General features: G+C 71.3%; 11 protein-coding genes and 1 pseudogene. 7 read left to right on the forward strand and 5 right to left on the reverse strand.

Annotated elements, in window-relative coordinates; genetic code table 11:
- The first annotated feature begins 96 nt into the window (after window positions 1-96).
- From truA to ABD295_RS14265, 5 genes are read left to right on the forward strand one after another with little or no spacing between them, the layout of a single operon-like run.
- The gene (gene truA / locus ABD295_RS14245) at window positions 97-936 is read left to right on the forward strand and encodes a tRNA pseudouridine(38-40) synthase TruA (RefSeq protein ID WP_425574081.1); all 840 of its coding nucleotides are present in this window, start codon (window positions 97-99) and stop codon (window positions 934-936) included.
- Complete coding sequence (locus ABD295_RS14250; protein WP_344304423.1) at window positions 936-1,562, forward strand: class I SAM-dependent methyltransferase; 627 nt, start codon at window positions 936-938, stop codon at window positions 1,560-1,562. Before truA ends, ABD295_RS14250 begins: the two co-directional genes overlap by 1 nt.
- Window positions 1,559-2,608: an L-glyceraldehyde 3-phosphate reductase gene (mgrA, locus tag ABD295_RS14255; RefSeq protein WP_344304424.1), complete on the forward strand. Its 1,050-nt coding sequence runs from the start codon at window positions 1,559-1,561 to the stop codon at window positions 2,606-2,608. Before ABD295_RS14250 ends, mgrA begins: the two co-directional genes overlap by 4 nt.
- 52 nt (window positions 2,609-2,660) lie before the next feature.
- Window positions 2,661-3,581 carry an SGNH/GDSL hydrolase family protein gene (locus ABD295_RS14260; RefSeq protein ID WP_344304425.1) on the forward strand — a complete coding sequence of 307 codons (921 nt, stop codon included), beginning with the start codon at window positions 2,661-2,663 and terminating at the stop codon, window positions 3,579-3,581.
- A gap of 50 nt (window positions 3,582-3,631) precedes the next feature.
- The gene (locus tag ABD295_RS14265) at window positions 3,632-5,329 is read left to right on the forward strand and encodes an ABC-F family ATP-binding cassette domain-containing protein (RefSeq protein ID WP_344304426.1); all 1,698 of its coding nucleotides are present in this window, start codon (window positions 3,632-3,634) and stop codon (window positions 5,327-5,329) included.
- Between the two features lie 128 nt (window positions 5,330-5,457).
- On the opposite strand, the gene ABD295_RS14270 is transcribed toward ABD295_RS14265, so the two are convergent.
- A complete protein-coding gene (locus ABD295_RS14270; RefSeq protein ID WP_344304427.1) occupies window positions 5,458-6,681 on the reverse strand; it encodes a S1C family serine protease in 1,224 nt (407 codons plus the stop codon).
- Window positions 6,682-6,794: 113 nt separating this feature from the next.
- Between ABD295_RS14270 and ABD295_RS14275 the strand changes: the two genes are divergently transcribed.
- Window positions 6,795-7,322: a calcium-binding protein gene (locus ABD295_RS14275; protein ID WP_344304429.1), complete on the forward strand. Its 528-nt coding sequence runs from the start codon at window positions 6,795-6,797 to the stop codon at window positions 7,320-7,322.
- 6 nt (window positions 7,323-7,328) lie between these two features.
- Here the strand turns inward: ABD295_RS14275 and ABD295_RS14280 are convergent, their stop codons facing one another.
- From ABD295_RS14280 to ABD295_RS14295, 4 genes are read right to left on the reverse strand one after another with little or no spacing between them, the layout of a single operon-like run.
- Complete coding sequence (locus ABD295_RS14280) at window positions 7,329-7,883, reverse strand: MOSC domain-containing protein (RefSeq protein WP_344304430.1); 555 nt, start codon at window positions 7,881-7,883, stop codon at window positions 7,329-7,331.
- Window positions 7,884-7,926: 43 nt separating this feature from the next.
- Window positions 7,927-8,646, reverse strand: a complete 720-nt coding sequence (locus tag ABD295_RS14285; protein WP_344304431.1) for an endonuclease/exonuclease/phosphatase family protein — start codon at window positions 8,644-8,646, stop codon at window positions 7,927-7,929.
- Window positions 8,643-9,776 carry an MFS transporter gene (locus ABD295_RS14290; RefSeq protein ID WP_344304441.1) on the reverse strand — a complete coding sequence of 378 codons (1,134 nt, stop codon included), beginning with the start codon at window positions 9,774-9,776 and terminating at the stop codon, window positions 8,643-8,645. Before ABD295_RS14290 ends, ABD295_RS14285 begins: the two co-directional genes overlap by 4 nt.
- Before the next feature lie 49 nt (window positions 9,777-9,825).
- The gene (locus ABD295_RS14295) at window positions 9,826-11,115 is read right to left on the reverse strand and encodes a citrate synthase (RefSeq protein ID WP_344304432.1); all 1,290 of its coding nucleotides are present in this window, start codon (window positions 11,113-11,115) and stop codon (window positions 9,826-9,828) included.
- A 648-nt stretch (window positions 11,116-11,763) separates the two neighbouring features.
- Between ABD295_RS14295 and ABD295_RS14300 the strand changes: the two are divergent.
- A pseudogene (locus ABD295_RS14300) lies at window positions 11,764-12,271 on the forward strand (hypothetical protein); the annotation flags it as partial.

Below are 12,271 nucleotides of genomic sequence, written 5' to 3' on the forward strand. Positions count from 1 at the left end.
AGGGTCTGACGTCTTGCGGGGTGTCTGGTGGGGGCGCTGCTCGGGGCACGTACGCCAGTATCCACCGGTGCGGAAGGATGGTTCCTCGTGGAATTCGTGCAGCCTCTCAGGCTCCGCCTCGACCTCGCCTACGACGGATCGGCCTTCCACGGCTGGGCCGCGCAGCCGGCGCTGCGGACCGTCCAGGGTGAGCTGGAGGCGGCGCTCCGGACGGTGCTGCGCCTGCCCCCCGAGCAGCCTGTCTCGACGGTGTGTGCCGGCCGCACCGACACCGGGGTCCACGCTCGGGGCCAGGTCGCGCACGTCGACGTGCCCCCCGGGGTCGTCGAGGAGGCCGCCGGGCGGTTCGACTCGGCGCACGACGCCCTGGTGCGGCGGCTCAACGGCGTGCTGGACACCGACGTGCGGGTACGCCGCGTGGTGGCCGCGCCGGTGGGGTTCGACGCGCGCTTCTCGGCGCGGTGGCGACGCTACGTCTACCGGATCGTCGACGACCCCGGTCTGGTCGATCCGCTCACGCGCGGCCACGTGCTCGAGTGGCCGCGGGCGCTCGACGTCGAGGCGATGACGGAGGCCTCGCGAGCCCTGCTGGGGGAGCGTGACTTCGCCTCGTTCTGCAAGCGCCGTGAGGGCGCGACCACGGTGCGGACGCTGCTCGCGCTGTCGTGGGCGCGGCTGCCCAGCGGCGAGATCAAGGCGACCGTCCGGGCCGACGCGTTCTGCCACTCGATGGTCCGCTCGCTGGTGGGCTGCCTGATCGCCGTCGGTGAGGGCCGCCAGCCGGTCTCCTGGCCCGGCGAGGTGCTCGCCGCGAGCCGACGGTCGCCCTCCGTGGTGGTCGCGGCCGCCCACGGGCTGACGCTGGAGGAGGTCGGCTATCCGCCCGACGACGAGCTCGCCGCCCAGGCCGAGCTGACCCGGCGGAGGAGGGACTGATGGGCGAGACCCCGGAGGAGCACTACTTCACCGCCGATCCGTCCGTGCCCTTCAAGCGGGAACCGCTGGTCGCGGAGGTGTGGGGCGAGCGGCTCGACCTGGTCAGCGGCTCGGGCGTCTACAGCCGCGGTCGCCTCGACGTCGGCACGGCGGTGCTCTTCCGCGAGACCACCCCGCCGCCACCGGGACGGATCCTCGACCTGGGCTGCGGCTACGGCGTGATCGGTCTCGGCATCGCCCGTTGCGTGCCCGACGCGGACGTCACCGGCGTCGACGTCAACGAGCGCGCGCTGCTGCTCGCCAACGAGAACGCCGCGACGCTCGGCCTCGCCGATCGCTTCCGGGCGATGCTGCCCGACGAGGTGCCGGCGGACGCGGCGTACGACGAGATCTGGTCCAACCCGCCCATCCGGGTCGGCAAGGCCGCCCTCCACGAGCTGCTGCTGCGCTGGCTCCCCCGGCTCACCCCGGACGGGCGTGCGGTCCTGGTCGTCGGCAAGTTCCTGGGTGCCGACTCGCTGCAGCGCTGGCTCGGCGACCAGGGCTACCCGACGACCCGGCTCGGCAGCTCCAAGGGCTTCCGGGTGCTCGAGTCCCGCCAAGCACCCGGCAGGATGGAGCCATGACGTACGAGGCGGCAGAGGACAGGTACGCCGGGCTCACGAGTGAGAACGGGATGGAGTACCGCTTCACCGGGCGCAGCGGGCTCAGGCTGCCGGTGCTGTCGTTGGGCCTTTGGCAGAACTTCGGGACCGACCGGCCGGAGGAGACGCAGCGGGCGATCCTGCGGCGCGCGTTCGACCGCGGGGTCACCCACTTCGACCTGGCCAACAACTACGGCCCGCCCTACGGCCGGGCCGAGGAGAACTTCGGTCGCTACCTCGCCGACGACTTCAAGCCCTACCGCGACGAGCTGGTCATCTCCACCAAGGCCGGTTGGGACATGTGGCCGGGCCCCTACGGCCAGGGCGGCGGCAGTCGCAAGTACGTCCTGGCCAGCCTGGACCAGTCGCTGGCCCGCATGGGGCTCGACTACGTCGACATCTTCTACAGCCACCGCTTCGACCCGGAGACGCCCGTCGAGGAGACGATGATGGCGCTCGACACCGCGGTCCGGCAGGGCAAGGCGTTGTACGCCGGCATCTCGTCCTACTCCGCCGCCAAGACCCGCGAGGCCGCCACGATCGCCCGCGAGCTCGGCACGCCGCTGCTGATCCACCAGCCGTCGTACTCCATGCTCAACCGCTGGATCGAGGAGGACCTGCTCGACGAGCTCGAGGAGCAGGGCATGGGCTGCATCGTCTTCACCGCCCTCGCCCAGGGGGTACTGACCGACAAGTACCTCGACGGGGTTCCCGCCGACTCCCGTGCCGCGCGTGAGGGCTCCACGATCGACAAGGGCCACCTCGACGACAAGACCCTCCGTCACGTGCGCCGCCTCAACGAGATCGCTCAGGGGCGCGGCCAGAAGCTCGCCCAGCTCGCCCTCCAGTGGGCGCTGCGCGACGAGCGCGTCACGAGCGCCGTCATCGGGGCCAGCAGCGTCGAGCAGCTCGACACCAACCTCGACGCGATCGGCGCCCCGCCGCTCACCGACGACGAGCTGCGGGCCATCGACGAGGACGCGGTCGAGGCCGGCGTGAACCTCTGGGCCAAGCAGACCGCGGACTAGACCGCAGGAAAATCCCGATGCGGCGGTCGAGCCGCCGGACGCACGCTGGATCATGCGCACCACCGCATTCGCTGCGGTCGTCGTGCTGCTGCTCGCGGGCTGCGGCGGCGACGACCGTGAGGCGCAGAACGACAGACAGACGCCGACGTCGGTTGCTCCGAGCTCCCCGTCGGCATCGGAGGCCGTCCCTGATCCGGCTGAGGAGATCGTCGGCGCGTTCACGCCCGAGCTCGACTCGATCGCCGTGCTAGGGCACTCCGGCGCCACGGGAGCGAACTCGGATCCCGACCACCCTGGGACCGACGCTCGCTCCAACAGCTGGGCCACGGGTGACAGCCCGAAGGTCGACAGCGTCTACAAGCGGTTGCTGGACTCGCACCCGGCCCTGAAGGACCACAACTACAACGGTGCCGTCGACGGGTCGCGGGTCGACAACCTCGAGCTCCAACTGGCCTCCGTGCTGCGGCTGGCCGACCCGGTGCCGGACGTGGTGATCATCCAGACGATCGACAACGACATGCGTTGCGACGGCACGGACGAGGACAACTACGCCTACTTCGGCGAGACGCTCGACGAGATGATCGGGCTGATCCAGGAGCGCACGCGTGGCGCGCAGGTCTTCATCGTGAGCCAGTGGGCTGACGTCGAGGAGTGGAGCAGCTGGGCGGTCGGCCGACCGGACGTCGTCGCAGCGAACTCCGACCTGGGACCGTGCACGGTCTTCCGCGACGGCAAGGTCTGGCCGAAAGGGGTCCGCACCATGCAGGAGCTCACCAACGGCTACTTCGAGGTCATCGAGGACGTGTGTGCCGCGCACGACGGCTGCTTCACCGACCAGCGAGCGCTGCAGCAGATGCAGGTCGTGGACGCCGACGTGTCGAGCGACGGGCAGCACCTCAGCATCGCCGGCAACAAGAAGATGGCGGCGCTTGCGTTCGCCGCGCTGCCGGAGGAGATCACCGACCGCCCGTGAGGGCTAATCGAGATGCACTCCTGCCCGCCCGTGACGGACAATCGACCCTCGTGGGACACGTGGACGTCGCCGGAGTGCGCTTCGACCTGCCCGACGGCCGGGTGCTGCTGGACGACGTGTCGTTCCGCGTCGGCGACGGGGCCAAGGTGGCGCTCGTCGGCGCCAACGGCGCAGGCAAGACGACGCTGCTGCGCATCATCACGGGCGAGCTGACGCCGCACGCGGGCGTCGTCACCCGCACCGGCGGGCTCGGCGTGATGCGGCAGATGGTCGACGCTGGCCTGACCGGGGCCGACGGCGGACCGCCGACCGTGGCCGACCTGCTGCTGTCGGTGAGCCCGCCGCGCGTGCGGGCCGCGGCCGCTGCCGTCGACCGCTGCGAGCAGGCGCTGATGGAGTCCGACGACGAGAAGACCCAGATGCGGTACGCCGAGGCGCTGGCCGAGTACGCCGACGCCGGCGGCTACGACGTCGAGGTCGTCTGGGACGTGTGCACGGTCAAGGGACTCGGCCTGCCCTACGACCGCGCGAAGTACCGCGAGCTCAAGACCCTGTCCGGCGGCGAGCAGAAGCGGCTGGTGCTGGAGTACCTCCTCGCCGGCCCCGAGGAGGTGCTCCTCCTCGACGAGCCCGACAACTTCCTCGACGTCCCCGGCAAGATCTGGCTCGAGCAGCGCATCCGCGAGTCGGCCAAGACCATCCTCTTCATCAGCCACGACCGCGAGCTGCTCAACAACACCGCGACCCGGGTGGTCACGGTCGAGCTCGGCGCCGCGGGCAACCTCGTGTGGACGCACCCGGGTGGCTACGCGTCGTACCACCAGGCGCGCACCGACCGCTTCGCCCGCTTCGAGGAGCTGCGCCGCCGCTGGGACGAGGAGCACGCCAAGCTCAAGGCGCTGGTGCTGATGTACAAGCAGAAGGCGGCCTACAACGACGGCCTCGCCAGCCGCTACCAAGCCGCCCAGACGCGGCTGCGCAAGTTCGAGGAGGCCGGCCCGCCGACCGAGCAGCCGCGCGAGCAGCAGGTCAAGATGCGCCTCAAGGGCGGCCGCACGGGCAAGCGCGCGGTGGTCTGCGAGGACCTCGAGCTCACGGGCCTGATGAAGCCGTTCGACCTGGAGGTCTGGTACGGCGAGCGGGTGGCCGTCCTCGGCTCCAACGGCTCCGGCAAGTCCCACTTCCTGCGGCTGCTCGCGATCGGCGGCAGCGACCCCGACGTCGAGCACCGTCCGGTCGGCGAGGTCGAGATCAAGCCCGTCGACCACGCCGGCAAGGCGCGCCTCGGCGCGCGCGTGCGGCCCGGCTGGTTCGTGCAGACCCACGAGCACCCAGAGCTGCGCGGGCGCACGCTGCTGGAGATCCTGCACCGGGGTGACGCCCACCGTGACGGCATGGCCCGCGAGGCGGCCTCACGCGTGCTCGACCGCTACGAGCTCGCGCACGCCGCCGAGCAGAAGTTCGAGTCGCTGTCGGGCGGCCAGCAGGCGCGCTTCCAGATCCTGCTGCTCGAGCTGAGCGGGGCGACGCTGCTCCTCCTCGACGAGCCGACCGACAACCTCGACGTCGAGTCCGCCGAGGCGCTGGAGGAGGGGCTCGAGTCCTTCGAGGGCACCGTCCTGGCCGTCACCCACGACCGCTGGTTCGCGCGCGGCTTCGACCGCTTCCTCGTGTACGGCGGCGACGGCTCGGTCTACGAGTCCGACGGTCCCGTCTGGGACGAGGGCCGGGTGGCGCGCGCCCGCTAGCCCGCCTGCACGTCTCCGCCCGCCCCTCGCGAGGCTGGGCGCGCGGGGCGGGCGGCGTTGGACGGCCGTGCGCCTGACAACGGTCTCGGGTCCGTCACCAGGCGCACGGCACGATCAAGCGGCTCCGGTCACTCGGTGGCGTCGGAGTCGAGCTGGACGTCGGCGGTGCTGCTCTCGCCGTCGCGGAGGTAGGTCACCTTCACCGTGTCGCCGGGCCGGTAGGACCGGATGGTGGCGACCAGGGAGTCGGCGCCGGTGATCTGCAGGTCGTCGACCTTGGTGATCACGTCACCGGGCTCGAGCCCGGCCTGCCCGGCGGCCGAGCCTGCGGTGACCTCGCGCACGACCGCGCCCTCGCCCTGGGTGTCGGTGCTGCTGTCGCCCACCGAGATGCCCAGACGGGCGTGGGTGGGGGTCTCGCCGGCGACCATCTGGTCGACGATCGGCAGCACCTCGTTGATCGGGATCGAGAAGCCGAGGCCGATCGAGCCGGCCTCGCCGGTCCCGTTGGATGCGGTGCGGATGGAGGAGTTGATGCCGACGACGTCGCCGTTCATGTCGACGAGCGGGCCACCGCTGTTGCCGGGGTTGATCGCCGCGTCGGTCTGGATCGCGGGGTACGTCGTGGAGTTGCCCTGGTCGTCGGAGCCGACGTTCACCGGCCGGTTGAGCGCGGACACGATGCCGCTGGTCACGGTCGCGTCCAAGCCGTAGGGCGAGCCGATGGCGACGACGTCCTGGCCGACCTGCAGGCCGGAGGAGTCCCCGATGGTGGCGGGGGTCAGCCCGGAGACGTCCTGGGCCTGGATCACCGCGGTGTCGGTGAGCGGGTCGGTGCCAACCACCTCGGCGAGCGCGGTGGTGCCGTCGTTGAAGGAGACCCTGATCTGCCCGCCAGGACCGGCGCCCTCGACCACGTGGTTGTTGGTGAGGATGCGGCCGTCCTCGCTGAGGATGATGCCGGATCCGGTGCCCGCGCCCTGCTCGCTGGACACCTCGATCTGGACGACCGACGGCAGCACCTCGGCGGCGACCGACTCGACGGAGCCGTCGGCGGCCCGGTCGGGTGCGTTCGAGACGGTCGCGCCGTCGTTGCCGGTCGACGAGGCGGGGGTCGTCGCGGGCTCGTCCTGCGCGTTGACGTAGAGCGCTGCACCGCCGACGCCGGCGCCGCCGCCGACGACCAGGGCTGCCGCGAGCACGCCTGCTGCGAAGCCGGCCCGGCGCGGCCGCGGCGGCGGGCCCGACGGGGTCGGGTGACCGGGGTGCGCGGGCGGAGGAGGTGCCGGCCAGCTCGAGATGGGTCCGGGGGCGGCCGGGTACTGCGGCGGTGCGGTCGGCGTGTGAGTCATGTGCACCACGTAACCGAGCCTCGCTGTGAGGATCCTGAGAGTCGGCTACGGAGTCGGTGTGACCCGGGTGGGTGCTCCCGCGCGACGGCCGCCCGGAGTGGCAGGATCGAGCCATGATCCGTCGGACGCTTGGAGTGCTCACCGCCTGCCTGCTCTGCCTCACCCTGGCCGCACCCGCGTCCGCCGACGTGATCAGGGGCACCAACAAGAAGGACACGCTCAACGGCACCAACCGCGACGACCGGATCCGGGCGCGTGACGGCTACGACCAGGTCAAGGCGCGGGCCGGCAACGACGTCGTCTGGGGCGGCGCCGGCTTCGACACCATCGACGGCGGTCAGGGCGAGGACGAGCTCCACGGGGGAGGCGGGGACGACGTGATCGACGCGGCGACCGCCGATCCCGGCGGCGACCTCTTCGACCAGGCGTGGGGCGACGTGGGCGACGACAAGATCTACGTGCGCTACCGCGACTACGCGTACGGCGGCGTCGGAAGCGACCGCATCGAGGCGGTCTATCCCGACGCGGGCATGCGGATCGACTGCGGCCCCGGTCACGACGTCCTGATCTTCAACGCCGCTCCACCGCGGGCGCTCAAGATCACCGGCTGCGAGAAGGTCAAGGTCATCTCCGCCGGCTGAGGTCCGCTACAGCCGCACGACCTTGTCGCCGGGGCGGACGACCCCGCCCGCGACGACCCGGGCGTTGAACCCGCGCAGGCGCAGCTCCTTGCCCACGGGGGAGTTCACGAACCGCATGGCCTCCTCGCCGAAGCGGTCGGTGAACTGGCGGCAGCCGTTGTGCGGCTTCCTGGTCACCTCGAGCACGGCCGTCGCGCCGAGAGCGATCCGGTCGCCGGGCGGAAGGTTGGCCACGGAGATGTCGAGGTCGACGTAGAACTGGTCGCCGGCCAGCGCCTGGTCCTCCGGGGTGGTCGCGAGCAGCGACACCATGCGATGGCTCATCACGGTCACCTGGGCCTCCCAGTGCCGGCCGGCCGCGATGGCGCGCGACGTCGCCCGGGAGAGCCAGTTGTCCCCGACCATTCCGTCGATCTCGTCGAGCACTCCCCCGGCGAGGATCTCGCGCGCGCCGACCGCCGGGCGTCGGGTCACCAGCTCGACGGTGCCGATGGAGCTCGGCGCGGCCCGGAGGTGGTCGAGCTGCTCGGTCAGCTGGGCGGTGGTGGGGTGAGGGCGCACCGGAGAAGTGTGCCCCACCCCTAGAGGTGGGAACGCAGGTATTTCACTGGATGTCGGCGCAGACCCCGAGGTGGTCAGACGGCCAGAGCGAGGCGTCGTCCGGATGACCCCTGTCGGCGACCAGGCGCGCGGACCCGGCCAACCCGGACGCCACCATCACGTGGTCGATCTGCACGGGCGAGAAGTCGCCAGCGGCGAGGGGGGTCGGGAAGGTCGGGGTCCCGTCCGGGAGCAGGCTGGTCAGCCGCCCTTGCAGGGTCCGCACCGTGGGCGAGCCCGGCGAAGCGTTCAGGTCACCCACCACCACGCAGCGGTCGAGGAGCCCGTCGTCCTCGAGCCACGCCAGGATCGCCTCCGCCTGGGGCAGCCGCACCGACTCGTCGTCGTACGGCTCGTGGTGCAGGTGGGTGTTGACCACCGCGACGTCACCGCCGGCAGTGGCGACGACGACGCGCTGGGCGACCCGGCCCCCCGCTCCCGGCAGCGCGATCACGGCGTGGTCGCGGGCGGGTGCGAGGGTCAGCAGCGAGACCGCCTCGGCGTTCTGGTCACCCCACTTGGGCGCGGTGTGGACGGCGTACGGCAGCCCGGCGTCGTTGAGCATCGTGGCGACCAGTCGGTCCTGGCTGATCGGCAGCGCGACCTCCTGCAGCGCGACCACGTTGGCGGCGGCGCCGGCCAGCGCCTCGACCACGAGCGGCAGCCGCTCGGTCCACCGGTCCAGGTCCTGGCGGAGGTTGAGGGTCAGCACGCGCAGGCTCATGCGGGCACCCGAGCAGGACGGCGGGGCGCCAGCAGCAGGGCGGCGAGGACCACCACGACCATGACCGCGAAGGCCGGGCCGAACGCGAAGGCGGCAGCCAGCGCGCCGACCACGACCGAACCGGTCGCGGTCCCGGCGTCGAAGCCGAGGTTCCACGCCGCCGAGGCCGTCGGGAGGTCCCGCGCGGGGACTCGGGCGAACGCGATGAGCAGGGTGAGGTTCTGGAGCGCACCGTAGGGCGGGCCGAGCACGAGCGCCGCGAGCACCAGCAGCCAGCCTGAGTCGCGGATGATCGCCGCGACGCAGAGCAGCAGTCCGACGGCGGTCAGCACGAGCAGGGGAGCGATGAACCGCTCCGGCCCGTGCCGGTCGGCGAGCAGGCCCGCCCGCCACCGCGAGAGCGCCGACGTGAGCGACATGGCGAAGAGCGCGGCGGCGGCCCAGCCTCCGCCGATGCCGAGCTGCGGGGCGAACGTCATCGTGGCCCCGCCGGCCATCGTCACGGCGAAGAGCACAGCAGTGGGCCGCAGCACCAGCCGGACCGCTCCGTGGCTGGTCGAGCCTGTCGACCCCTCGTGCGAGGCCGACGTCGGCGTCGCATCGACCCTGCGGCCCAGCGACCACGCCCACGGCACCCCCAGCAGCGGCAGCGACGCGACCGCGAACACCCAGCCGTAGCCCGCCGACTCGGCCACCGCGACGCCGGCCGACAGCAGCACGATCATCGGCGCCGCCACGGCCAGCCCGTAGACCCCGACCGCCTCGCCGCGACGTGCCGGCTCGACCAGGTGGGCGACAACCGTGCTGCCCACCACGGTGATGATGCCGAAGCCCGCGCCCCGGACCGCGGACAGCGCCAGGACCGGGACCAGCGCGTCGGAGAAGGCGTACGCCGCGGCGGGCACGCCCATCAAGAACATGCTGACCACCAGCACCGGAGCCGTGCCGAAGGCCCGCAGCAGCGCAGGCACGCACATCTGGGTGAGCACTGTCGCGGCGAGCAGCACTCCGTTCACCAGACCGGCGCCGGCCTCACTGGCGCCTCCGTGGACCGCCCAGGCCGGGGCGGTGGCCAGCAGCGCGGCGTACCCGCTGAAACCGGTCAGGCTGACCGCGACGAGCGCGGGCATGCCCGGCACGCGAAGGACGCTGGTGCGTCCCACGGGTCCCGTCAGGAGGTCACTTCCAGCGCTCGGACGCGGGGACGAACTCCAGGGTCCGGTCGCCGGTGTAGATCTGCTTGGGGCGGGCGATCTTCTGCTCCTTGTCCTGCACCAGCTCGAGCCACTGGGCCAGCCAACCTGGCGTGCGCCCGATGGCGAAGAGCACCGTGAACATCTCGGGCGGGAACTGGAAGGCCTCGTAGATGAGTCCGGAGTAGAAGTCGACGTTGGGGTAGAGCTTGCGGGACACGAAGTAGTCGTCCTCGAGGGCGATCTTCTCGAGCTCCTTGGCGATCTTGAGGAGGGGGTTGACCCCAGTGACCTCGAAGACGTCGTCGCAGGCCTTCTTGATGATCGTGGCGCGCGGGTCGTAGTTCTTGTAGACGCGGTGGCCGAAGCCCATCAGGCGCTCGTTGCCGTTCTTGACACCCTCGATGAACGCCGGGATGTTCTCCATCGAGCCGATCCGGCGCAGCATCCGCAACACCGCCTCGTTGGCGCCACCGTGCAACGGGCCGTAGAGGGCGGCGACACCCGCGGCCACCGCGGAGTAGGGGTCGACCTGCGAGGAGCCCACCGAGCGGACGGCGTTGGTCGAGCAGTTCTGCTCGTGGTCGGCGTGCAGGATGAAGAGCACGTCGAGGGCCTTGACCAGCCGCTCGTCGGCCTCGAACTTCTGCTCGCTCATCTTGAAGAGCATCGAGAGGAAGTTGGCGGTGTAGCCCAGCTCGTTGTCGGGGTAGACGTAGGGCTTGCCCTGCGCGTGCCGGAACGCCCAGGCGCCGAGGGTCGGCATCTTCGCGATCATCCGCACGATCTGGAGGTGACGGATGTCGGCGTCGCCGATGTTGCGGGCGTCGGGGTAGAACGTCGAGAGGGCTCCCACGGACGCCATCAGCATCCCCATCGGGTGGGCGTCGTAGCGGAAGCCCTGCATGAACGTCTTGACGTTCTCGTGCACGAACGTGTGGTAGGTGATCTCGTGCGCCCACGCGTCGTACTCGTCCTTGGTGGGCAGCGTCCCGTTGATCAGGAGGTAGGCCACCTCGAGGAAGCTGGACTTCTCGGCGAGCTGCTCGATCGGGTACCCGCGGTACTCCAGGATCCCCTTCTCGCCGTCGATGTAGGTCACCGACGAGCGGCACGACGCGGTGTTGACGAAGCCGGGGTCGTAGACCGCGAGCCCGGGCTGGTCGTCGTCGGCCTTGATCTTGCCGATGTCGCCGGCGCGGACGGTGCCGTCGAGGATCGGTACGTCGTACTCCTGACCGGTGCGGTTGTCCCGGACGGTGAGAGAGTCAGTCACCCTGACAACTTAGTCGCCGCCGCCAGAGCGCGGCGAACCGGGCATCCGGCCACCGGACGCGCCACCCCGGGGGGTGTGGACCCGTCTTGGCCGTGTGTCGAGCAGCGAGCTGGCGAGCGGCAGTGCCCCGGTGGTCGAGCAGCGAGCTTGCGAGTGGCGGTGCCCCGGTGGTCGAGCAGCGAGCGAAGCGAGCGGCAGTGCCCCGGTGGTCGAGCAGCGAGCGAAGCGAGCGGATAGTCGAGACCACCACGAAGGCAGGCTCGGGTTTGGTGGTGGAGGAGGTCGCGCAGCGACCGTCACGAAACAGAACCCAGGGGCGCTCTGGTCGTGTGTCGAGCAGCGAGCTGGCGAGCGGCAGTGCTCCGGTGGTCGAGCAGCGAGCTTGCGAGCGGTTAGTCGAGACCACCATCACGGTGGCGGTCGTGACGGGCAGCGGGTGGTGGCGCGCCGATAGGCAGCAAGAGGGAGCGGTGGGCTCTGTGTTGCGGTCTCTGCCCGGCCCCGGTGGTCGAGCAGCGAGCGGAGTGAGCGGCGGTGCCCCGGTGGTCGAGCAGCGAGCGAAGCGAGCGGATAGTCGAGACCACCACGAAGGCGGGTGTTGACCTGGGGAAACCGGCTGGCGTTTCGAACAGGTGTTCGAGTAGGATAGTGACCACGATGACCCACCCCGACACCCATCCCACACCCGCAGGCCTCCTCCAGGAGGTCGCCCGGGTGCACGCCCGCCAGATGCAGGACGACGCTCGTCTGCTGGCGTTGGCGTGTGCGTGGGCCGACGCGCACCCCGACCTGGACCAGCGCCCGGTGGTGGCGGGGTTGGGGCCGGACTGGTTCCCCGAGCACCACCAGCCGATCCTGGGCGACGACCCGGCCGATGAGGACCTGTTGATCCCAGGTGTCGCGTGGGACGCCCCGGCGGGGTTCTCGGCGGTGTTGGGGATGTCGACCCAGGGCGGGGAAGGGCTGATCCGTGAGGCGCTGGTGCTGCGGCACCGGCTCCCCCAGGTCTGGGCCCGCGTCCAAGCCCTTGAGGTGCCCACGTGGCGGGCGCGGCGGATCGCCCGCGCGGTCTACGCGCGCCCGGCCGACGTGTCGGACTACCTCGACGAGCACGTCGCCCCGGTGGCGGAGAAGGTCGGCACCACCACGATCGACC

The organism is Nocardioides bigeumensis (assembly GCF_039531755.1).
Classification (GTDB): domain Bacteria; phylum Actinomycetota; class Actinomycetes; order Propionibacteriales; family Nocardioidaceae; genus Nocardioides; species Nocardioides bigeumensis.

Excerpts from the sequence above, each read along its gene's own strand:
- ABD295_RS14250 (WP_344304423.1), top strand. The coding sequence starts at position 936 with ATGGGCGAGACCCCGGAGGAGCACTACTTCACCGCCGATCCGTCCGTG.
- mgrA (WP_344304424.1), top strand. The coding sequence starts at position 1,559 with ATGACGTACGAGGCGGCAGAGGACAGGTACGCCGGGCTCACGAGTGAG.
- ABD295_RS14260 (WP_344304425.1), top strand. The coding sequence starts at position 2,661 with ATGCGCACCACCGCATTCGCTGCGGTCGTCGTGCTGCTGCTCGCGGGC.
- ABD295_RS14270 (WP_344304427.1), bottom strand. The coding sequence starts at position 6,681 with ATGACTCACACGCCGACCGCACCGCCGCAGTACCCGGCCGCCCCCGGA.
- ABD295_RS14275 (WP_344304429.1), top strand. The coding sequence starts at position 6,795 with ATGATCCGTCGGACGCTTGGAGTGCTCACCGCCTGCCTGCTCTGCCTC.
- ABD295_RS14285 (WP_344304431.1), bottom strand. The coding sequence starts at position 8,646 with ATGAGCCTGCGCGTGCTGACCCTCAACCTCCGCCAGGACCTGGACCGG.
- ABD295_RS14290 (WP_344304441.1), bottom strand. The coding sequence starts at position 9,776 with ATGCCCGCGCTCGTCGCGGTCAGCCTGACCGGTTTCAGCGGGTACGCC.